The 21,386-nt window shown below is 63.9% G+C and carries 20 protein-coding genes; 6 read left to right on the top strand and 14 right to left on the bottom strand.

Translation table 11 applies throughout. The features are described from left to right. Window positions 1-44: 44 nt before the first annotated feature. The 7 genes from NF876_RS15380 to NF876_RS15350 all read right to left on the bottom strand — a co-directional run bounded on the left by NF876_RS15380 (window position 45) and on the right by NF876_RS15350 (window position 8,738). Complete coding sequence (locus tag NF876_RS15380; RefSeq protein ID WP_262269665.1) at window positions 45-911, bottom strand: inositol monophosphatase family protein; 867 nt, start codon at window positions 909-911, stop codon at window positions 45-47. A 96-nt stretch (window positions 912-1,007) separates the two neighbouring features. After that, a complete protein-coding gene (locus NF876_RS15375) occupies window positions 1,008-1,838 on the bottom strand; it encodes an inositol monophosphatase family protein (RefSeq protein ID WP_262269664.1) in 831 nt (276 codons plus the stop codon). Window positions 1,839-1,853: 15 nt separating this feature from the next. Further along, a complete protein-coding gene (locus NF876_RS15370) occupies window positions 1,854-2,477 on the bottom strand; it encodes a protein-tyrosine phosphatase family protein (RefSeq protein WP_262269663.1) in 624 nt (207 codons plus the stop codon). A 111-nt stretch (window positions 2,478-2,588) separates the two neighbouring features. Then, complete coding sequence (locus tag NF876_RS15365) at window positions 2,589-3,716, bottom strand: ABC transporter ATP-binding protein (protein WP_262269662.1); 1,128 nt, start codon at window positions 3,714-3,716, stop codon at window positions 2,589-2,591. A gap of 35 nt (window positions 3,717-3,751) precedes the next feature. Further along, window positions 3,752-4,990 carry an ABC transporter substrate-binding protein gene (locus NF876_RS15360; protein WP_262269661.1) on the bottom strand — a complete coding sequence of 413 codons (1,239 nt, stop codon included), beginning with the start codon at window positions 4,988-4,990 and terminating at the stop codon, window positions 3,752-3,754. Between the two features lie 48 nt (window positions 4,991-5,038). Then, a complete protein-coding gene (locus NF876_RS15355) occupies window positions 5,039-6,874 on the bottom strand; it encodes an ABC transporter permease (protein WP_262269660.1) in 1,836 nt (611 codons plus the stop codon). 808 nt (window positions 6,875-7,682) lie between these two features. Beyond that, a complete protein-coding gene (locus NF876_RS15350; protein WP_262269659.1) occupies window positions 7,683-8,738 on the bottom strand; it encodes a LacI family DNA-binding transcriptional regulator in 1,056 nt (351 codons plus the stop codon). Between the two features lie 295 nt (window positions 8,739-9,033). Here NF876_RS15350 and NF876_RS15345 point away from each other — a divergent pair, with 295 nt between their 5' ends. The 3 genes from NF876_RS15345 to NF876_RS15335 all read left to right on the top strand — a co-directional run bounded on the left by NF876_RS15345 (window position 9,034) and on the right by NF876_RS15335 (window position 11,459). Beyond that, window positions 9,034-9,426: an NUDIX hydrolase gene (locus NF876_RS15345; protein WP_262269702.1), complete on the top strand. Its 393-nt coding sequence runs from the start codon at window positions 9,034-9,036 to the stop codon at window positions 9,424-9,426. Between the two features lie 364 nt (window positions 9,427-9,790). After that, window positions 9,791-10,435 carry a DUF47 domain-containing protein gene (locus NF876_RS15340; protein WP_262269658.1) on the top strand — a complete coding sequence of 215 codons (645 nt, stop codon included), beginning with the start codon at window positions 9,791-9,793 and terminating at the stop codon, window positions 10,433-10,435. A 13-nt stretch (window positions 10,436-10,448) separates the two neighbouring features. Beyond that, window positions 10,449-11,459 carry an inorganic phosphate transporter gene (locus NF876_RS15335; protein WP_262269657.1) on the top strand — a complete coding sequence of 337 codons (1,011 nt, stop codon included), beginning with the start codon at window positions 10,449-10,451 and terminating at the stop codon, window positions 11,457-11,459. A 258-nt stretch (window positions 11,460-11,717) separates the two neighbouring features. Here the strand turns inward: NF876_RS15335 and NF876_RS15330 are convergent, their stop codons facing one another. From NF876_RS15330 to NF876_RS15300, 7 genes are all read right to left on the bottom strand, one after another. Then, on the bottom strand, window positions 11,718-12,659 hold the full coding sequence (locus tag NF876_RS15330; protein WP_262269656.1) for a 2-hydroxyacid dehydrogenase: 942 nt from the start codon (window positions 12,657-12,659) through the stop codon (window positions 11,718-11,720). Between the two features lie 52 nt (window positions 12,660-12,711). Continuing rightward, window positions 12,712-13,473 (bottom strand): amino acid ABC transporter ATP-binding protein, encoded by a 762-nt coding sequence (locus tag NF876_RS15325; protein WP_315974430.1) that lies wholly within the window; start codon window positions 13,471-13,473, stop codon window positions 12,712-12,714. 23 nt (window positions 13,474-13,496) lie between these two features. Continuing rightward, window positions 13,497-14,225 (bottom strand): transporter substrate-binding domain-containing protein, encoded by a 729-nt coding sequence (locus tag NF876_RS15320; protein ID WP_262269655.1) that lies wholly within the window; start codon window positions 14,223-14,225, stop codon window positions 13,497-13,499. Window positions 14,226-14,364: 139 nt separating this feature from the next. Beyond that, on the bottom strand, window positions 14,365-15,021 hold the full coding sequence (locus NF876_RS15315) for an amino acid ABC transporter permease (protein ID WP_262269654.1): 657 nt from the start codon (window positions 15,019-15,021) through the stop codon (window positions 14,365-14,367). A gap of 12 nt (window positions 15,022-15,033) precedes the next feature. After that, entirely contained in the window at window positions 15,034-15,708 is a 675-nt protein-coding gene (locus tag NF876_RS15310; RefSeq protein WP_262269653.1) for an amino acid ABC transporter permease, read from the bottom strand. A 134-nt stretch (window positions 15,709-15,842) separates the two neighbouring features. Then, on the bottom strand, window positions 15,843-16,601 hold the full coding sequence (locus NF876_RS15305) for a 2-keto-4-pentenoate hydratase (protein ID WP_262269652.1): 759 nt from the start codon (window positions 16,599-16,601) through the stop codon (window positions 15,843-15,845). A gap of 41 nt (window positions 16,602-16,642) precedes the next feature. Beyond that, window positions 16,643-17,671 carry a LacI family DNA-binding transcriptional regulator gene (locus tag NF876_RS15300; protein ID WP_262269651.1) on the bottom strand — a complete coding sequence of 343 codons (1,029 nt, stop codon included), beginning with the start codon at window positions 17,669-17,671 and terminating at the stop codon, window positions 16,643-16,645. Window positions 17,672-17,992: 321 nt separating this feature from the next. On the opposite strand from NF876_RS15300, the gene NF876_RS15295 reads away from it, so the two are divergent. From NF876_RS15295 to NF876_RS15285, 3 genes are all read left to right on the top strand, one after another. Continuing rightward, complete coding sequence (locus NF876_RS15295; RefSeq protein ID WP_262269650.1) at window positions 17,993-18,988, top strand: tripartite tricarboxylate transporter substrate binding protein; 996 nt, start codon at window positions 17,993-17,995, stop codon at window positions 18,986-18,988. A gap of 262 nt (window positions 18,989-19,250) precedes the next feature. After that, window positions 19,251-19,748 carry a tripartite tricarboxylate transporter TctB family protein gene (locus NF876_RS15290; RefSeq protein ID WP_262269649.1) on the top strand — a complete coding sequence of 166 codons (498 nt, stop codon included), beginning with the start codon at window positions 19,251-19,253 and terminating at the stop codon, window positions 19,746-19,748. Beyond that, window positions 19,748-21,253 carry a tripartite tricarboxylate transporter permease gene (locus NF876_RS15285; protein WP_262269700.1) on the top strand — a complete coding sequence of 502 codons (1,506 nt, stop codon included), beginning with the start codon at window positions 19,748-19,750 and terminating at the stop codon, window positions 21,251-21,253. Before NF876_RS15290 ends, NF876_RS15285 begins: the two co-directional genes overlap by 1 nt. Window positions 21,254-21,386 lie beyond the last annotated feature (133 nt).

Here is a 21,386-nt window from a genome sequence, read left to right as displayed (position 1 = left end):
CGCGTGCGGGCAGTGGCGCACAGGAGTAAATAGCTCACGCGCGCTTACCGCCCAGCCCCGAAAGGGCTCGCGAGCGACATTGCAGAGAGGCCAAAGAGCCTCTCGTGAATCGTCCGCCAGCTCTCTGCATCGGGAGCGCATAGGATGCCCCCATCATGGAGGGTGGGGCGATAAGGCGCTCCGTCAAACCGCGCGGCGTAGCCGCCGGCCTCCCGATGGAGCAGCCAGCCTGCCGCATGATCCCACGGCATCAGCTTCGCGTGGAGAAGGAAGTGGCAATGTCCGGCGGCGGCCATCCGATACTCGTGCGCCGCGCAGCGATAACAGGCAACGGCCCCGAAACCCGGGAGGTTCGCCGCCACGGCGGACCGCATGGGCTCCGGCATATGGTGCCAGGAGGCGCACCCTGACATTTCTTGGATCGCGACCGAAGACGCAACCCGAAGATCGGTTCGTCTGCCATCGGGATGCTCGATCCAGGCCCCCTCCCCGCGGATGGCCATCGCCGTGTCGTTCCCAACCGGGTCATGGATCCAACCGGCAACGACCTCCCCTCGCACAACGGCCGCCGCCATCACCCCGAACAACGGGAGACCCGAGGCGAAATTCTTGGTGCCGTCCACCGGATCGATCAGGAAGGCAAGGTCCGCGTCCGCCAGCCTGTTCAGCAGAGACGGGTCGCACTCCGTGGCCTCTTCGCCAATCAGGACAGCATGCGGAAAGGCCCGCCCCAACTCTCTGGCGATCATCCGCTCGGCAGCCACATCGGCATCCGTCACAAGATCCATGGCCGACGACTTCTGCCGAACCTCATGGGCCGACAGGTTCCGGAAGCGGGGCATGATCTCCGACCGGGCCGCTGCGCGGAGCAGCTGCTCCACGAGGCCGGCATGATGGGTTGAGAACAGCATGGGCAATCGCTTTCAGAATTCCCGGGAGCGCAAGCCCCGCCGCGACAACCCGGGATCAGGATCCGTCGCGCTCCAGGATCGAACACTTGAGCGCGGTCAGGCCATTCCCATCAGCCGGACGAGCGGGTCCCTCAGACCGGACGTGCAGCCGAGCACGATGTTGCCGTCGCGCAGTCCTGAACCGGTGAGAAAGTCATTCACCCAGCCGCCCGCCTCCTCGATCAACAGCATCCCGGCCAGGGCATCCCACGAGTTCATGTGCAACTCGCAATAGCCGTCGATCCGGCCCGCCGCCACGGAGGCCAGGGCCAGGGCGCCCGACCCTCCGCGACGAACGCCCGCCCCGGCCGCCAGGATCCGGCCGACGAGATCGACGTACTGGCTGAGCGGAAGCCGGGTCGACCAGCCGGCCTCGATGGTGGCGGACTGCATGTCGCCTAGCCCGCTGACACGGATCGGCTCGCCGTTCAGCGTCGCACCCCGGCCCCGCTCGGCCGCGAACAGTTCATCGTGCATGGGATCATAAATGATCCCGATCCGGGTCTGGCCATCGCGGACATAGGCGATGGAGATGCAGAATTGCGAGATCCCGCGCACGAAGTTCGCCGTGCCATCGATCGGATCGACCACCCAGACATTGTGATCGAACGATCCCCCGCCCTCTTCGCCGAAGAAGGAATCCTCGGGAAAGCTCTCCAGCAGCCGGCTGCGCACCAAGCTCTCGACCTCGGCATCCACCGCCGAGAGATAGTCCTGATGTCCCTTGAGGTTGATGCCGGTCGTTCCGGGGCGTCCGTTGAACCGGCGGCGGGCCAGGGCCCCGGCCTCCCGCGCCACAGCGGACGCGACAGACAATCTGAGGTCGGATTTCTCCGCTGCGGACAACGAGACGGGATCCGCGACCCTGGCTATGGTGGAGACGGGCATGAAGGTTTGTCCTGCTTACTGGCTGGAGGAAACGGGCTCTCGTGCCGGATGCTTCTCGCGCTCGATCCGCCGGATCCACGCAGCGGCATGGCGGGCGGCTTCGATCAGCATCGGCTTTGGTGTCTCCATCCATTCATCAGGATGAAGCTCGCGCGTGACGCGCAGGTGATCGATGGCGGCCTCGAGGGTCAGGAACCGGTCAGGCATCTGGATGTGGATGTACAGGGCCGCCAGGATCACGGACCGGCTGCGCCCGCCGCGGCAGTGCAGCAGCACGTTGCCACGGCGACGGTGAGGATAGGTGCGGCGGTCGGGCAGCTGCTGATGCAGGGCGCCATCGAGCAGGTAGTAGCCGGCCAGCAGCATCGTGTCCGGGTTGCCTGCATCGTCGATGAGACCCAGCTTGTAGTTTCGGACCGGCCCGTGCGGCGACGCGATGTCGGAGGCTCCGACCCCGGCCGTATAGTCGATATCGAGGTTGACGGCGCAGTTCACCACGATGGCGATGTCGTTGCTCTCGAGCAAGGCCTTGTCCGACGCCGCATTGGCGTCCCCGACGAAAAGCTTCACCCCGAACGGCGGGAGATCCTCGACGATGAGGCTCATCGGAGGGCGTGGAAAGTTGAACTGGGTCACCATCGAAACTTTGATCCTGATCTTCGTGGTATGGCTGTTGCGGCACGCTCATCGGGAATGGCGTGCCACAGGGTTGAGCGTTCTGCCTGTTCGACCGGCAGCCGACCGTCGCCTTCAGGCCGCGTGGGAGGCTCCGACAGCGGGTGGGGCCGACGGGAGCCGATTTCCGCTGCCCTTATCGAAGAATATGATCTGGTCGGGCGGGAACTCGACCCAGATGGTTTTCTTCGGGAGCGAGGTCTCGAAGCGGGGAATGAGCGCCGTGACCCGGTGGCCTTTGACCGTGAGCGAGATGATCGTCTGCGATCCGGTGGGCTGGACGATGTCGACCTCGGCCTGCAGGCTGAACGGGCCCTGCCGCTCGACGATCGTGATGTTCTCCGGGCGGATCGCGAACGTCACCGGGCCATCCGGGCCCCGCAGGCCGGTCGGCGCGGGAATGGCCGCATCCTGGAAGCGCACGGCCCGCTCGCCCCCGGCGGTCGCCAAGGTTCCGTCCAGGAGGTTGATCCTGGGATCGCCGATGAACTCGGCGACGAAGAGGTTGGCGGGGTTGTGATAGATCTCGTAGGGCGAGCCCTGCTGCTGGATGACGCCGTCCTTCATCACCACGATGCTGTCCGACATGGTCAGTGCCTCGACCTGATCGTGCGTGACGTAGACCGTGGTCGCCTGCAACTCGCGGTGCAGGCGCTTCAGCTCCGTGCGCATCTCCGTCCGGAGTTTTGCGTCAAGGTTGGACAGCGGCTCGTCCATGAGCAGGATCGCGTTGCGGGCCGCAATCAGGCGGGCCACGGCCACCCGCTGCTGCTGACCGCCCGACAGCTCGGACGGATAGCGGTCCGCAAGCCCGGTCAGCTGGACCTTCGCGAGCGCCTCCGCAAGGCGCTCCTTGACCACCCGCGCGGGCTGCCTGGCCTCCGACAAAGCCAGGGTGATGTTGCGGTCGACCTTCATGTTGGGCCACAGAGCGTAGCTCTGGAAGATGAAGCCGAGGCCGCGCCGCTCGGGCGGAACGAAGATTCCGGTCCGGCTGGAGTAGACCGTCTTCCCGCCGAGCACGACCTCGCCCGTGGTCGCCTGCTCCAGGCCGGCGATGACGCGCAGGGTCGTGGTCTTGCCGCAGCCCGATGGCCCGAGCAGGGTCACGAAGCTGCCCTTCGGGATGTCGATGTCGAGGCTCGGAAGGGCCAGATGGCTTCCGTACGACTTGGTGATGTTTCTGAGGGTGATTTCAGACATGGGCACTCTCTCGTGCGGAAGCCATTCAGGTCAGGTTACCGGCTCGTCTCGGCCATCCAGAAGTCGCTGATCTTCGCGATGTTGTCCTTCACGAACGCGGGCGACGCGGTGAGCTTGTTGGCCTTCGGCCACATCTCGCTGTAAGGCGGCGGCGGCACGTCCGTGCGCGGTGAGAAGGTGCCGACCTGGTAAAAGGCGGCCATGCCCTGCAGCAGGTCCAGGGACTTTCCGGACCGGAACGGCGCCTTCAGCTCCGAACTGCTGTTCAGCTCCTTGCTGCCCATGAGGAACGACACGAAGAGCTTCGCGGCATTCGGATGCGGCGCCTGTCCGGCAACCGCCACATAGGTCGGATACGAGAACAACGCCGCGGGCTGCAGGTCGTAGGGGATCGCATTCGCGTAGTTGTCGGACTGGTTCTTGGTCAGGTAGTGGATCACCGAGAACGCCATCGGGGGCTTGGCCTGGCCGCGCAGCCCGACGGCTGTCGCGATCTTCGAGCTGTTGTCGGAGATGACGATGTCGTTGCCGATCAGCCGGTGCAGGAACTCGTAGCCTGCGTTCTCGATGCCGGGCGAGAGCTCGAGCTTCTTGCCATAGTGCTTCTCGTACGCCTTCTGCATCTCGTCGGAGTGCTCGACGATGGCAGCGAGCATCATCAGGGTGGTGAGCGAACCGGCCGGCGACTTCATGGAGAAGCGGCCCTTCCATTGCGGTTCGGTGAGTTGCCAGATGCTCTTGATCGGCGGCTCCGGGTAGGTCTCTGAGTTGTACAGAACGCCGTAGGCTTCGATCACATGCGTCAGCAGCGGCTCCCGGTGTTCGGCGGGAATCCTGTCGACCAGGTACGACGGCACGTAATTGACGATGCGTTGGTTGGGAAGCAGGTCGAACACCATCTGTTCGGTGCCGCCCGAGTAGATCACGTCGGCCGCGTACACGCCGGCCTGGTGCTCGCGCACGACCTTCTCAATGGTCTTCTCGGAACCGAGGTCATAGGCCTTGACCTTGATCTCTGGATAGAGCTTCGCGAAGTCCTCCGCCACCTTCAACATCGTGCCCGATGAGGAATAGACGACGACCTCGCCCTCCTTCTTCGCGCTGGCAATCACCTCGTCCCAGTTCTCGTTCTTCTGATAGGGGCCGAGCTGGCTTTTCTGGAGCCAGGCGTCCCACTTGGGGTCGGGCTGCTGCGCCATGGCCGGCGCTGCGAGGGCAAAGGTCAGGGCTCCGGCCGCGAGCCAGGCTTTGGCACTGCGGAAAGTCGGTGTCATGATGGGCTTCCTCCTTCGTTTCTCGTTGTGTCGACCTGGATGGATTGGTCAGGCCGCCCCGATCCTCGCCTTCGTCGACAAGGCGCGGACGGCCAGGTTGACCGCAATCACGATGGCGACGAGCAGCACGGTGGCGACGCCGACGAGTTGGGGCATGTCCTGGTTCTGGTAGTTGTAGATGACGCCGGCGAGCACGTTGGTCGACGGCGTGACGAGCAGGATGATGAGCGACAGCTCGCGCATGATGCTGATGAAGCTCAGCAGCATGCCGGAGAGAAGCCCGCCGGCGGCGATGGGCACGATGATCCGCACCATGCGGCGGAACCAGCCGATGCCCTGGACGCGGGCCGCCTCCTCCAGCGACTTGTCGATCTGCAGGAGCGCCGCGATGCCCGTGCGGGACGTAAACGGCAGCGTCTTGACCGAGCAGATCAGGACGAGCAGCGCGAAGGTGCCGTAGAGGGCCGGGATCGGCCCGAACGGACGGGCGAACATGCCGATATAGATCGCCCCGAAGGCCAAGGCCGGGAAGATATACGGCAGGAAGGCCACCGTCTCCAGGGCGCGCGAGGTCAGCGAGCCGCGGGTCCTGACGACGACATAGCCGATGAGGAACCCGAAGACGCCGGTCGTCATGGCGGTGAGGAACGCCAGCTTGAGGCTATTCCAGGTCGCATCGAGGATGTTGCCGTTGTCGACCAGGGCAGCCTGGAGTTGGTCGACGCCCTCGCCTCCCTGGCCGGTCCAGTAATGCAGGGTCAGGTTGCCGAGGCTGTAGTTGCCTGCCGTCTTGATCAGCGACTGAAGGACCAGCAGGACAAGCGGGAAGGCGACGGCTGCCGTCATGAGCAGCATGACAAGGATGAAGAGCGGCCAGCGCCAGCGCCCGAGATCGATCTCCTTGCTGCGGAAGCCCTTGCCGGAGAGGGTCACGAAGCTCTTGCGGACACCGATGAGACGCTGGTTGATGAAGATGAACAGACAGGCGAGGACCACGAGCACGAGCGCAAGCAGGAAGCCGTCGCCCGCGTTGCGCGTCCCCATGGCGGCATAGATCTGCGTCGGCAGCACGAAATAGCGCACCGGCATGCCGAGCACCGCGGGCGTGCCGAACGATCCGACCACACGGATGAAGGTCATCACGATCGCGGATCCGATAGCGGGCAACAGGAGCGGCGCGGTGATCCACAGGAACTGCTTGAGGCGCGAGAGGCCCGCCATGGCCCCGGCCTCCTCGAGCTGGCTGTCGACGCTTGTGATCGAGCTCGACACCGAGAGATAGGAGTAGACGTAATAGTGGAGCGACAGACAGATGACGATCGGGATCGGGCCATAGGCGATCCAGTCCGGCGGCTGCACGCCGAAGAAGTATGCAAAGGCGCCTGACGCTCCGCCGATGCGGTCGTTCTTGAAGAACGTGATCCAGGCCAGCGCCATCACCCAGGACGGGAGCATGTACGGGATCATCACCAGCGTGTGCAGAAAATTCCGGAACGGAATGTTCGTGCGCACGATCAGCCAGGCGAGACCGGCGCCGAAGGCCAGGCAGATGGCGGTGGCGGCACAGGCCGTGACCAGCGAGTTGAAGAAGGGTTTGTAGAAGATCGCCCAGGAGAGGCGACCGGCGAAGACGCGCTCATAATGGAAGAGCGTGAACTCGCCCGGCTGAGCCTTGGGCAGATAGGCGCGGTCATAGGGCTGAACGGTGAGGGTCTCCCGGACCAGCTCGAACAGCGGCACGAGGACCAGCGCCCCCAGCACAACCGCGAGCAGGATGCCGAGAAGGCGTTCGGGCTGGGTGAAGACGTGCCGCAGGTACCCCACGATGGCGCGTGCGGACGATCGGCTCGATGGGGTGTGTGCTGGCGCCGCCGAACTCGTCATTCCGTCACGTCCTTCCCGGAGCCGGGTGCAGGCTCACAAGCGTTTCCCATGGGCGGCCGACTTCTGGTGCTCTCGTCCGGTCGGGCCGGAGGGCGGTCAGCTCGCGATTGTCCTGTGCGTCCCGTTGCGGCACGGCTCGGCCGCTCGAGGATCACAGGATGAAGCCAGAGGAGCTTTGCACACGTGTGCAAACCTTGCAAGCAAGCATTTTTCGGCGAAGTGGATCCGGGTTTGGGATCCGATCCGATCTCATCCTCCCACGTCATCACCGGGCTCGTCCCGGTGATCCCGGTCGGAAGGGCGTGGCGCTTCAAACAATCGGGATGGCCGGCACAAGGCCGGCCATGACGTGCGGAGGGTGGAGCGCGAACCGAACGATCATCCTCCCGCTGTCATCACCGGGCTTGTCCCGGTGATCCCGATACGGTGAAGCGCGGCGCCCGAAGCAACCGGGATGGCCGGCACAAGGCCGGCCATGACGTGAGAGGGGGTGGGAAGGGCGGAGGGTACCATGACCTGGGAGGGTGTTGTCACAGGCCCAGACCACCTCTCCACGTCATCACCGGCCTTGGGCCGGTGATCCCGATGCGAGAGGCGCCGCGCCCTTCCGATCGGGATGGCCGGGACAGGCCCGGCCATGACGTGCGGAGTGACCCAACGGGCGGAGGGTGGCCATGACAGCCATGACAGGGCGGACTCGGAGGGTCACGAGCGTTGCCCGCTTTCATCCGCACGATGCGCTCGGCCAAGAAGAGAGATGATTCCCCATGAGGGGAAGCAACACCAGGCCTTCTGAATGAGGAACGGACTAGGATCGGATGGAGGGACGGACGGTCGCCCGCTCGACGAGTTCAACCGGAAGGACTTCATGCACGAGCGCCATGCCCTCTCCGTGCATCTCCCGCTCGATGGCCGTCAGCACGGATCCCGTGAGATCGCTCATCGACTGCCTGACGGTCGTCAGGCGATAGGGAGCCCATGCGGATTGCGGGATGTCGTCGAAGCCGACGACCGAGAGATCCTCGGGGATGCGCCGTCCCATGCCACGGGCACCATCGAGGAAGCCGAGCGCGAGGAGATCGGTGACACAGAAAACGCCATCCAGGTCATGGGAGCCAAGCAGGCCCTCGGCGGCCTCCATGCCGGTTTCGTAGGTGGTCTCGCCCGACGACCAGACGACCGGCTTGAACCCGGCTTCCTCGATGCACTCGGCAAAGGCGACGCGTCGGCGGATCTGGGTTGGCGTCCGTGCCCCGCTGCCGACGACGCCGATCCGCCGGCATCCGGCCCTGAGCAGACGCTCGGCCGCAATGTGGGCACCGCCCAGATCGTCGCTGATGATCGTATCCGCTTCGGCGTCATCGGCCTGCCGGTTGACCAGGATCACTCGAACGCCGTTGGCCATGCACTCATCGATGATCGACGAGGGCGGCGAGCCGGACATCACCACGATGGCCCGCACGCGGAACTCCAGGATGAGTCCGATCAGCGGCGTGATCCCCTGCTCCGCCTCGGCGGCGTTCAGGAGCAGGCACTGCATGCCGCGCCTCAGAAGCGCCCGGCTCAGCTCGTCGAGCTGGCGCGCCATGAAGGGCAAGGACAGGTTGGCGCCGACGACGCCGATGAGATTGGACTGATCGCTGATCAGGCTCCGAGCCAGGCGATTGACCCGGTACCCTAAGGTCTTCGCGGCCTCCTGGACCCGTTGCCTCACATCGGCCGAGACACTGGCTCCCGGCGTGAACGTGCGGGACACGGCCGACCGGGAGACGCCGGCGTGACGGGCGACGTCTTCCGCCGTAACGAAATTACGCGGCGCGCGGTCGCGCTTCAGCTGGTCTTCACGGTCTGAAGACGCCTCCATGAGGGCTTGCTCCGGTCAATCGATGCTCTGCGTGAGGGCGACAGGCATTCTGCGATCAGGGATGGATTTGCCGTCAAGCTCACGTCAAAAGTCTATGCACACGTGTTCAGCAACGCAAGCTATGGGATGGCTCGGGACGTTGTCAGCGGGAGCCCTCATTGGCGTTGCAGCCTACACCGCCCCCCGTGCGTTTGTTCGCGGAGGTCACAGGAGTCAACCCGGTTTGGACCAGCCGTCCGTCACCCAGTACGCCTGCCTGCCCTTTCGGGAGCGGGCCGATGGCAGCATCGAGGTCATGCTTATCACCTCCCGTGGCACGCGCCGCTGGGTCATCCCGAAGGGCTGGCCGATGAAAGGGCGCAAACCGCATGCCTCGGCCGCGCGCGAGGCTCTGGAAGAGGCTGGTTTGGTTGGCGAAGTCGGCAAGGTGCCGATCGGCTCGTATGGCTACGGTAAGCGTCTCAAGAGCGGAGAGGTGGTCCCCTGTCAGGTCGATGTCTTTCCGCTCAAGGTGAGAAGTCAGCGCAAGCGCTGGCCGGAGAAGGGGCAACGCAGCCTGCGATGGTTCGACCCGGCGCAAGCCGCCGAAGCGGTCGATGAACCGGAACTCAGGGACGTCATTCAGAAGGCGAAGTCACTTCTCTCGAGGGTGGGATCTGCCCATGTCGGCGATGGAAGCAGGAGTTGATATCGTCTTCCCGGCTCCGGCTCATCCAGCCGGCGCATGGTTCACCCATGACCCCGGGAAGAGCCCCGACGACGGGATCGGAGTGGTTCGAAGGATCGCGATATCCGCCGCGTCAGCTTGGAATGCCCACCCTTGCGGCGCGAGGGAACGTCTGTGGCGTGACCGCGGCAGCACCCCTCCGAATGCCGAGCTCGATCGGCATGGACCCCGAAAGTCCTATGCACCGGATCGCTCCCGCCGGTTTGATTGTCGCGATGCCGATCGTCCCCGTGCCGCGCCTTGCCGCGACATTCCTTCGGGTGGCACGGGCGAGATCGCTCATGACGGCCGACATGCGTGCCCTGCTCTTACAAGGAGATGACCCATGCTTCGATGGTTCCGTGCGCTGATGCCCAAGGAAGATCAGTTCTTCGATCTATTCGAGGAGCATTCGAGGATCGTTCTGGCCGGCGCGGAAGCCCTTCGGGCGACCTTGGCGGGTGGCCCCGGGATCGAGCAGAACATCGCAACCGTGATGAACCGCGAGGACGACGCGGACAAGATCACCGGAGAAGTGCTCGCTGCCATCCGGCGATCCTTCATCACGCCGTTCGATCGGGGCGACATCAAGGACCTCATCACGTCCATGGACGATGCAATCGACCAGATGCGCAAGACCGTCAAATCGGTGGCCCTCTTCAAGGTGAGCCGGTTCGAACCTGAGATGGTCGAGATGGCGGATTGCATCGTCCAGGGCGCCCGAATTGTCCAGGAGGTCATTCCGATGCTGCGCTCCGTCGGCACGAATGCGGGCCGGATCAGCACCCTGTCGGAGCGCATCACGCAGATCGAAGGACAGACGGACGATCTTCACGATGCTGCCCGCAGCCGCATGTTCCAGGCGATGGGATCGGCTCACGCTCTCGACTTCTGGGTCGCGTCCGAAGTGCTTGACCATCTCGAACGGGTGATGGACCGTCTGGAGGATGTGGTCCACGAGGTCCACAGCATCGTGATCGAGCACGTCTGAGGAGCGCCGGACAATGGATGCCGCCTCCATCTCGCTGCCACTGCTGGTCGGTCTCATCACGGTGGCCTTGCTGTTCGACTTCATCAACGGCCTTCACGACGCCGCCAATTCCATCGCAACCATCGTCTCAACCCGGGTTCTGAGGCCGCAACTCGCGGTGATCTGGGCTGCGTTCTTCAACTTCATCGCCTTCCTGTTCTTCGGGCTCCATGTGGCGAATACCGTCGGCAGCGGCATCGTTTCGGCCTCCATCATCGATGCCGCCGTCATCTTCGGCGCCCTCATGGGGGCGATCATCTGGAACATCATAACCTGGGCGGGCGGCATTCCCTCCAGCAGCTCCCATGCCCTGGTCGGCGGCCTCGTGGGCGCAGGCGTTGCCAAGGCAGGCCTGGGAGCCGTCGTGTGGGGCGGACTCGGGCCCACTCTTCTGGCCATCGTCCTGTCGCCCCTGATCGGGTTCGGGCTCGCACTTCTCCTGGTTTTCATAACCACCTGGTCGGCTTCCCGCTCGTCCCCCTTCGCTGCGGACCAGGCCTTTCGCGGCCTACAGTTTCTGTCGGCCGCCCTCTATTCCCTCGGGCACGGCGGCAATGACGCCCAGAAGACCATGGGCATCATTGCCGTGCTGCTGTTCTCGCAGGGCCATCTCGGCAGCGAGTTCTACGTACCCTTCTGGGTTGTCATCTCCTGTCAGGCCGCCATGGGCCTGGGCACCCTGATGGGCGGCTGGCGGATCGTGCATACGATGGGATCGAAGATCACCCGCCTCACCCCCATGCAGGGCTTCTGTGCCGAGACGGGAGGAGCCATGACGCTCTTCATGGCAACCTGGCTCGGCATTCCGGTCTCGACGACCCACACGATCACAGGGGCGATCATCGGGGTCGGAGCCGCGCGGAGGACCTCGGCCGTCAGGTGGGGCGTCGCCAAGGGCATCGTGATGGCCTGGGTTGTGACGATCCCGGCCTCCGCGATCATCTCGGCGTTCTTCTACTGGATCGCAGCCTCAGTCCTGTTGTGAATCGGCCCGGCGACCGTAGAGGTCATGGTCCGGGCAAGCCCGCCTATCGGGTTGCCTTGAATCGGCGGCTGGCGGAGGGCATCGGGCAGGCCCCCTTCAGGCCATGTTGCTTGATGGACAGCCTCACCAGGAATTCCGCCCGAACGGCCTTGAGCTGATCGTCGACCGCTTTCCTCGCGTCACTGTGTTGGCGCGCGGCTGCTGCGGACGACACCGGGTTGGGCTTTCTCGGTTCCGCACCCATGAGCCGCGCCGCGCTCAAGTCACCGGGGACGGCAACTCCTGGCCTGCGAAATAAGCCGCGACATTCCTGAGCACGAGCTCGCCCATTGCAAGACGAGTTTCAATCGTGGCGCTGCCCTGGTGCGGCATCAGGACCACATTATCGAGGTCGAACAGCTCCGCTGGCACATGCGGCTCGTGTGCGAACACATCGAGGCCCGCGCCCGCGATCCGACCCTCTTTGAGCGCGCTCACGAGTTCCAGCTCATCGAGCACGCTGCCCCGCGCCACATTGACCAGAAAGCCCTCCGGCCCGAGAGCATCCAGCACCGCACGATCGACCAAGCCTCGGGTCTGAGCGCCGCCGGCGACGCTGACCACAAGGATGTCGCTATCCCGGGCCAATGCCTCCAGCGACTCGGCGCGCGGCCATGGCGCATTGGGCACATCGGATCGGTTGAAGTAGCTGACCTGCGTCGAAAAGGCCTCAACCCTCCTGGCGATAGCCTGGCCAATCCGTCCAAGCCCAAAGAGCCCGACGCGCTTGCCGCTGATGCTCCGGCCGAGCGCGAGCCGCTTTCCTTGCGCCCACGCTCCCGCCCGCACCAGGCGGTCGCCCTCGGCTATGCGCCGGCAGCTCGCCAGCATGAGCGCGATGGCTAGGTCGGCGACATCGTCCGTGAGAACGCCAGGCGTGGTGGTGACCCGCACTCCTTGGCGGCGGGCCTTGTCGAGATCCACCGCGTCCGTCCCGATGCCGTTGATGGCAATGAGGCCGAGCTGCGGCAAGGCATCAAAAAGAGCCGGGCTGACACCCGTTCCTCCCCCTGTCACCACGGCGCGAACACTGGGGCCGATCTCTGCCAGAAGTGCCGCGGGATCCTCTGCTCGGGACAGGCGATGAACGTGGTAATCGGCGTCGAGCGCAGCTTCGATGGGAGCCATCATAGGCTCGACGAGGATGATGTCTGGCTTCATGTCGATATCCCGGCGTCGCAGCGACGCCTGTGTCGTTCGGGCAGAGGAACTCTCAGTGAGAGAGGATCTGGCCCAGGAAGTTGCGGGTCCGTTCGTGCTGCGGGTTGCTGAAAAAGGTGTCCGGCGCCCCCTCCTCCACGATCTCGCCCCGGTCCATGAAGATGATGCGGTCAGCGACGCTGCGGGCGAAGCCCATCTCGTGGGTCACGCAGAGCATGGTCATGCCCTCCTCCGCCAGGCTCACCATGGTGTCGAGCACCTCCTTGACCATCTCGGGATCAAGTGCCGAGGTCGGCTCGTCGAACAGCATGATCTTCGGGCTCATGCACAGCGCGCGGGCAATCGCCACGCGCTGCTGCTGGCCGCCCGAGAGCTGGGCCGGGTACTTGTCTGCCTGATCCGGAATGCGCACGCGCGTCAGATATTTGCGCGCGGTCGCCTCGGCTTGGGCCTTGGATGTGCCGCGCACCTTCATGGGCGCCAGCATGCAATTCTCCAGCACGGTCATGTGCGGGAAGAGGTTGAACTGCTGGAACACCATGCCCACCTCGCGGCGGACGGCATCGAGATCGCGGCTGCTGGCGCCGACGTCGATGTTGTCGACGATGATGCGACCCTTCTGAGCATGCTCAAGCCGGTTGATGCAGCGGATCAACGTCGACTTGCCTGATCCTGATGGGCCGCAGATCACGATGCGTTCGCCGGTTCTGACCTTCAGGTTGATGTCTTTCAGGACCTGGAAGGTGCCATACCACTTCTGTACGTCCTCCATGCGGATGATGATTTCATCCTGGAGGCGAGACGCTTCGCTCATCGTCGACATCGGCGATCTCCGGCTCAGGGCTTCTTCATTTCAGGCAGATCCGCCCCAACCCACTTTTTATAGGTCGCGGCCAAAGCACCGCTCTTCTGCTGCTCGGCAACGAAATCATTGACGGCCTTGAGGAGCTCATCCTGGCCTGGACGCAGGGCAATGCCGTGCACTTGCTCGCGAAGCGTCAGCTTGGTGTCGAACTGACCCGGCGCCACCTTTTCGATCTCGCCGACCACGGGAGTGGCTGCCCCGATCACATCCACCTGACCGGACAGCAATGCCTGAACCGCGGAAGCGTCGTCGTCGAAGCGGCGGATTTGGGTGCCTTCCGGCGCGATGGCCGTAAGCGACACATCCTGCGTGCTGGCGCGGGCCACGCCCACCGTCACCGTCTTGAGATCGGACGGCTCCTTAACGACTGCACTCTTCTTCCCATATACGACGATGCGGATGCCCGCATAAGGATCCGAGAACGCCACTTGCTTCGCCCGTTCCGGCGTGATGGCCAGGGACGCGACCAGCATGTCGACCTTGCCGGTGAGCAGGAAAGGAATGCGGTTCGGCCCCGTAACCGGCACGATGTTGGCTTTTACGCCCAGGTGCTTGGCAAGGGCCTTGGCGATGTCCGCGTCGAAGCCGTCCGGCTGGCCTTCAAGGTTCGTAATTCCGAAGGGTGGAAAATCCACCAGCATGCCGACGGTGACCTGTCCCTTTTTCTTGATCTCATCGACCGTTTGAGCCTTCGCGGCCATCGTGGCGCCGACGGATACCGCGAGGACCGCACCGAGGGCGAGAGCCCTGCGGAATTTTCCGAGGTGGGATGACCAGTTCATGAGAAACTCCCTATGCTGAAGTGCTTGTTGGATCGGGGCGCGATGCCCCGTCGCTCCGCTACCTTGCACTGGCTGCGGCGAAGCGGCGTTCCAGTCGCATGCTGATGTGCGACAACGGCCAGCACAGGGCAAAATAAATGGCTGCCACGGTGCCGAATACGAGAAACGGTTTGAAGGTTGCGTTGTTGATGATCTGCCCAGCCCGCGTGACCTCGGTGAAGCCGATGATGGCGGCGAGCGATGTGGCCTTGATGAGTTGCACCAGGAACCCCACCGTCGGCGGCAGAGCAATCTTGAACGCTTGAGGCAGGATGATGTAGCGCATCAGACTCGGGTAATGCAGACCGAGCGCGCCGGCGGCCTCCCACTGCCCCCTCGGCACGGCCTGGATGCAGCCGCGCCAGATCTCGCCCAGGAATGCGCTGGCGTTCAGGGTCAGCGCAATCGCCGCCGCAACCCAGGGATTGAGGTCGAGCCCCAAGGTGTTCGCGCCGAAGAACACGAGGAACAATTGCATCAGGAGAGGCGTGCCTTGGAAGACCTGGATGAATCCCCCGGCCGTCGCGGACAGGATCTTCAGGGGCGAGACCCGCATGAGAGCGATGGCCAAGCCGCCGACGATCCCGCCGGCGAAGGCAATCAGGGACAGCAGCACCGTCCACCGTGCTGCCGCCAGAATGAACAGGAACTCGTTGGTGCCGAACTGGCGAAGCATATCGGTTACTCCTCAGCGCCGGTCAGGATAGGAGAACGTCATGCGGTAGATCATGGAGAACAGGCCCGAGAATGCCAGTGACATGACCAGGTACATGAGCGTCACCACGAGATAGACTTCGAAGCTCGTGAACGTCAGGGACTGGATGTTGTTGGCTATCGATGTCAGATCATCGGCCGAGATGGCCGAGACGACGCTCGACGTCAGCATCAGCAGAATGAACTGGCTGGTCAGAGCCGGATACACCGTCCGGAGCGCCGGCTTCAGGATGACGTAGCGAAACACCTGCAGGGGTTTCAGCCCGAGCGCGAGACCGGCCTCGACCTGACCCCTATGGATCGACTCGATGCCTGCGCGGATGATCTCGGTTGCGTAGGCGCCGACATTCACCACCATGGCGAGGAGCGCGGCGGCATTGGGCGACAGTCGCAACCCGAGCGTCGGCAGGCCGAAGAAAATGAAAAAAATCTGAACCAGAAACGGTGTGTTGCGGATGATCTCGATATAGCCGTTGACGATCAGCCGAAGGGACTTGGGCCCCGAGGTTTTGATCCAGGCGCAGATGATCGCAACGACGAGACCGAGCAGCATCGCTCCGGCCGACAGCTGGATCGTCAGCCAAGCACCGGCCAGAAGCTCTCGATAGGATTCCAGCACCGGGCCGAACCGGAAGGTGTAGGTCAACATCTCCTCCCCGCAGCAAAGGCCAACGACGACGCGCAATCCTCGAGCGGATTGTCGTCCGCGATGTCGGTCATCGCTCTTTGGACCAAACGCTATTAGATCGATCTAAATGACGCAAGGACCAAAAGAGCCATTGCTCAAACGATTTCCAGAACCGCCTCGCCGATCCCGTCGAAGGACGCACGCACTTGGGTGCCCGGCCCCACGAACAGGGTACCTGTCCAGGATCCCGTCGTGATGGTTGCGTCTGCCGCCAGTCCGCCCTGGCTTGCCGCTCCGCCATTGGCGAGCCAGATCAGGAGATTGACCGCATCTCCGGCCGAGTTTCCGCCAGCCTTGCGCACGGCAGGCTCTCCGTTCAGGTCCAGCTGGACCATCTGCTTCTGCGGATCGACCTCAAACCCGTGTGCCTGCCCTTCACCGATGATAAGCGCTCCATGATTGAACTGGTCGACGATCTGGCTCGGCCGCTCGACGATGCCCCAGGCGGCAAAGCGCGTATCGACGATTTCGATTGCGGCATGAACCGAACCGATGGCCGCGAGCACCTCGGCTCGGGTATAGGGCTCCGCCCGGACCGGCAGGGGATGCGCGAGGGTGTAGGCGATTTCAGCCTCCACGCCGATCACATTGAATCCTCTCCTGCCCAGTTGGGCCGGCGAAAGGTGGATCGTCGACGCGGTCAGGCCGGCGCGGAACGGCTCGGATGCCGGACTGTCCGCGCCCACCTTCCATCCCGTGACGGCCCCGAGCCGCGCCAGAAGGGCATCCTGCCATCCATAAGCCTGGGCGAGGGTGTCGGGGGTCGCTTCGGGCTTGAGCCGCACCGGCCGCGGTCCGCCTCGGCGGGCGGCCATCAGGCTGTCCAGGGCCAAACTCATCTGGGCATGAGCCATCATGTTCTCCGTTCGAATCCGTTGTCAAAAGGCAGCTTCTCTCAGGCGACCCTCTGGGATCGCAGCGCCCCGCAGGATGCGCGCACCACCAGACGGGTCGGGAGGATCACGCGCTCCGGCAGCCCGTGCGGGTCGGCGATCCGGCGCAGGAGCAACCGAGCGGCGTCCTGCCCGATCTGGTTCGGCAGGGTTGCAACGGTGGTGAGCGGCGGGCGGCTCAGGCTCGCCTCCGCCACATCGTCGAAGCCGACGACGGCGAGGTCGACGCCGGGCTCCAGGCCCCGATCGCTGAGGCCCAGGAGCATGCCGAAGGCGACCACGTCATTGAAGCAGATCGCTGCCGTTGCGGCCTCATCCTGCTCCAGAACCGCGGCAACGGCATCCATGCCGGCCTGACGCGTCAGCGGCGTCTTGAGAATGAAATCGGGCGAGAGGCCATGGCGGCGCATGCAGGCGACAAAGCCGTCCCGCCGCTCTCGATAGGCCGAATGCATGTGCTCGCCGCCGACGAAGGCAATGCGCCGATGCCCAAGCCTGATGAGATGCTCCGTCGCCCGATCCATCCCGATTTCATAATCCGCCCCCGCGTAATCGCCCTGCGGCGATATATGCCGAAGCGCCTGCACGAATGGAAATTTCCAGGCATCGAGCCGGGAAATCAGGTCCTTGGTCGTGCCGACCGCCGGGCAGATGATGATCCCGTCGGCTCCATGCTCCCGCATGCGAAGAATGACCCGCTCCTGCTTGGCGACGGATTCGTTGCTGTCGGCAAGAAACAGAGCAAGGCCCGCCTCGTCCAGGATCTGGTCGACGCCCGCCGCCAGCTCGGCGAAGAAAGGATTGCTGAGCCCGGGAACCAGCAGGCCGACGGTTCGGCTCCGAGACGCTCGCATGCTCGCGGCGCTTCGGTTGTAAACGTAGCCGAGTTCGTCAAGGATCCTCTGCACCTTGATGCGCGTACTCTCCGCGACGAGAGGACTGCTGCGCAGAACGAGGGACACGGTCGCACGAGAAACGCCGGCACGCTCCGCAACGTCCGCAAGCGTCAAGCGATCTGGTCTTCCCGCCATCTGGGATTCCTTCCCCGGAATTTAGATCGATCTAAATTCGTGATGTTCCAGATGTCAATCGCAGTTGGCCAATCCTTCGGAAGCTGCCCCGTAAGGCTGCGGGAGTCCCGGCCCGAAGCCCGACCTTTGACGCACCAGCAGGGCGGCCGGCCAGACGAAGATCACGAGCAATCCCGGCAAACCGCAGCCGCCGCGCGCCGAGCAATACCAAAGAATCTCGGAGAAAGCGGTTGCAGCGTCGGAAAGGCTACCTAGAATGACCCAAGGTCAAGCGTCGGGAACAGGCGAGGCCATGGCTGGATAATCGCCCGGAGGAAATGCATGACTTCGTTCACGAGACGCGGTTTTGTCGCGTCGGCGTCCACTGTATTTGCAAGTTCAGGACTTGGACTAAGACCAAGCTTCTCACAATCGAATTATCCCAGTCGTCCCATCACCCTCATTTGCCCCTGGGGCGCGGGTGGCGGCACCGATGCGACCGCGCGCATCATCGCGCAGGTGATGGAGCAGAAACTCGGCCAGCCGGTCAACGTGGTGAACCGTACGGGCGGGAACGGCGTGGTCGGACACTCGGCGATTTCGGCTGCACCACCGGATGGCTACACAATCGGACTTCTCACCGTTGAGATTGCCATGATGCATTGGCAGGGACTGACGGAGCTGACGCCCAGAAACTACGCGCCCCTTGCGCTGATGAATGTTGACGCCCCCGCCATCCAGGTGAAGGCCGACAGTCCCTACAAGGATATCAAGGAGCTCGCCGACGCCATCAAGGCGGCGCCTCCCGGCAAGTTGAAGGCTTCGGGGACCGGCCAAGGCGGGATCTGGCACTTGGCCCTCGTGGGATGGCTGCAATCGTTGGGTCTTCAACCCAATCACGTGGCCTGGGTGCCCTCGAACGGCGCCGCGCCGGGGATGCAGGACCTGGCGGCCGGCGGAATCGATATCGTGCCTTGCTCGCTGCCTGAAGCCCGTCCGATGATCGATGCGGGCCGGGCCAAGAGCCTCGCCATCCTGGCAGCGGAACGGAATCCGCAATTCCCCAGCGTGCCGACGCTCAACGAGCAGATGGGCTCCCATAAATCGGTCGGTGTGTGGCGCGGCATTGCCGGCCCCAAAGCCCTTCCGCCCGAGGTTCAAGACAAGTTGGTTTCCGTCCTCAAGGACGTTTACGCTTCCAAGGAGTACAAGGAATTCATGAGCGGGCGGGGCTTCGGGATCCAATGGGCCGAAAAAGCCGAATTCGGTCAATTCATGGATGAGTCCGATCGGCAAATGGGCGAGGCCATGAAGGCCGCGGGGTTGGCGAAGGCCTAGAGCATCGGACGTGACAAGTGGACCCACTCTTGGGATCGGATCCGATGCTCAAGCCTTTGAGCGGCGCACCGTTCGGCGCGAAAAACCGGGTCCACTTTTTCGCACGGTGCGCTGGACCGTCCAGCGCCGGAGCAGTTCCGAACTGCCCGGCCGCCATCCCGCCGACCCGTGACAGCGAGATCTGCACGTGGCTTGTCCGGTCTCCTGCTTCGGTCAAGGCACCCGGATCGTTCCCATTCAACCAGCCGAGGAGGGCCCGTCCATGCGTCTGTCGGATCGCATCACCGGTTCGTTTGTCGCGGTTTTAGGCGTGTTGGCGACCTATGGCGGCTCCCAGCTTCCCCCCGTCCCCGGTCAGGACGTCGGGCCCAGCGCGTTCCCGATCGTGATTGGCATCGGCCTCGTCCTCTGCGGGGCCATGATCGCTCTCGGAATCGGGCATAGCTTCGAGGAGGAAGCCGAGGCCGACCTTGCCGCAGTCGAGGGGCCTCCGCAGCGGGCGCAGCCTGTGGACCCTCCGATCCATAAGCTGCGCGCGCTGCTGCCGCCCGGTCTGCTTCTCTTCTACGTCTATGCAGCCGACCGTCTCGGATTCGTACCCACGGCGGCCATCATGATCTTCGCCGCCTCGGTCGCTTTCGGTGCCCGGCTGCGCGTTGCTCTTTCTCTGGCCATCCTCGCGCCGGTTGCCATTCATCTCGTATTCTACAAGCTCCTGCGTGTCCCGCTGCCTCCCGGCCTTCTCCCGATGCCTTGGTGATCATGAGCGAACTCATTGAAGCCTTCCGCCTCGTCGTTGCCCCCGATGTGCTGATCGCGATCCTGCTGTCGTCGATTTACGGCCTAGTGATCGGATCGCTCCCCGGCCTGTCGGCCACGATGGCGACGGCGCTGCTCGTACCGGTCACCTTCTATCTCTCGCCGATCGCGGCGGTGGCCACGATCATCGCGGCCTCGGCCATGGCAATCTTCTCCGGCGATATTCCAGGCTGCCTGCTGCGCATCCCCGGAACTCCTGCTTCCGCCGCCTACACGGACGAGGCCTATGCCTTGACCCGCAAGGGGCAGCCTGAAATCGCCCTTGGGGCCGGTCTCTGGTTCAGTGCCCTCGGCGGAATCGCAGGAACGATCTCCCTCGTGGTCATGGCCCCGCTCCTTGCCGAGTTGGCCCTGAACTTTTCGACGTTCGAATACTTCTGGCTCGCCTTCCTCGGACTGATGTGCGCGACATTGGTGGCGCGGTCGTCGCCCGTGAAGGCAATCGCCAGCATGCTGCTCGGGCTGCTCGTGGCCTGCATCGGCATGGAGAACCCGGGCGGCGTCCCGCGCTTCACCTTCGGCCTGTCTGATCTGTTGGGCGGCGTCGAGGCCATTCCGGTCCTGGTTGGCGTCTTCGCCGTATCCGAGGTGATCCGCGCCTTGGTCTCGCCCGAGCCGCCCCCCCTGCCCCGCCGCAGGTTTGGCAGCATCATGGCAGGCCAGCTCGCCCTGACTCGCAAATACTGGCGCCAAATGACCCGGGGCAACATCGTGGGCATCATCATCGGCGTTCTGCCGGGAGCCGGCGCCGACATGGCGGCGTGGGTCAGCTATGCCATGTCGAAGCGATTTTCCAAGGAGCAGCATAAATTCGGCACCGGCCATCCGGAAGGGCTTGTGGAAGCTGGCGCGAGCAACAACGCGAGCCTTGCGAGCGGCTGGGTTCCGTCGCTGCTGTTCGGCATCCCCGGCGACACGATCACCGCGATTGCCATCGGAGTCCTGTACATGAAGGGCCTCAATCCGGGCCCGACGCTCTTTACCGAGAGGGCGTCGAGCATGTACGCGCTCTACATCATCTTTATTCTGGCCAACATCCTGATGATCCCCCTGGGGATCATCATGATCCGTTTGGCGAGCCAGGTTCTGCGAGCGCCGCGGGCTACGGTCATGCCGGTCATTCTCGTCTGCTGCGCCGTTGGAGCCTTCGCGACCGGGAACAACCTGTTCGCGATCGTTCTCGTCGCGGTATTCGGCGTGATTGGTTACGTGATGGAGAACAACGGCTATCCCGTCGCCGCGATGGTGCTCGGCATCGTGATGGGCACGATGGTCGAGCAGAGCTTCGTTACCTCGTTGATCAAGTCTGACGGAAGCCTGCTGCCATTCTTCGAGCGTCCTGTTTCGGCCGTTCTTGCTGCGATGACCATTTCCGCTTTGCTCTGGCCCGCCTTCATCTGGCTGTGGAAACGGATCCGGCCCCGGCCGCAGGAGCACGCGCTGTGACGACAGGAGAGATCCGCGCCCATCGAAGAATTCTGTCGCCTGTGAAAGGGTCGGTCCGATGACAGCTCTGATGAGCACATTCGCGCCGGGGCTTTTTCAGGGCCGCAGGGTGCTCGTCCTCGGCGGCACGAGC

Source organism: Microvirga yunnanensis (assembly GCF_025460875.1).
This window is presented reverse-complemented; position numbering and strand designations above follow the sequence as displayed.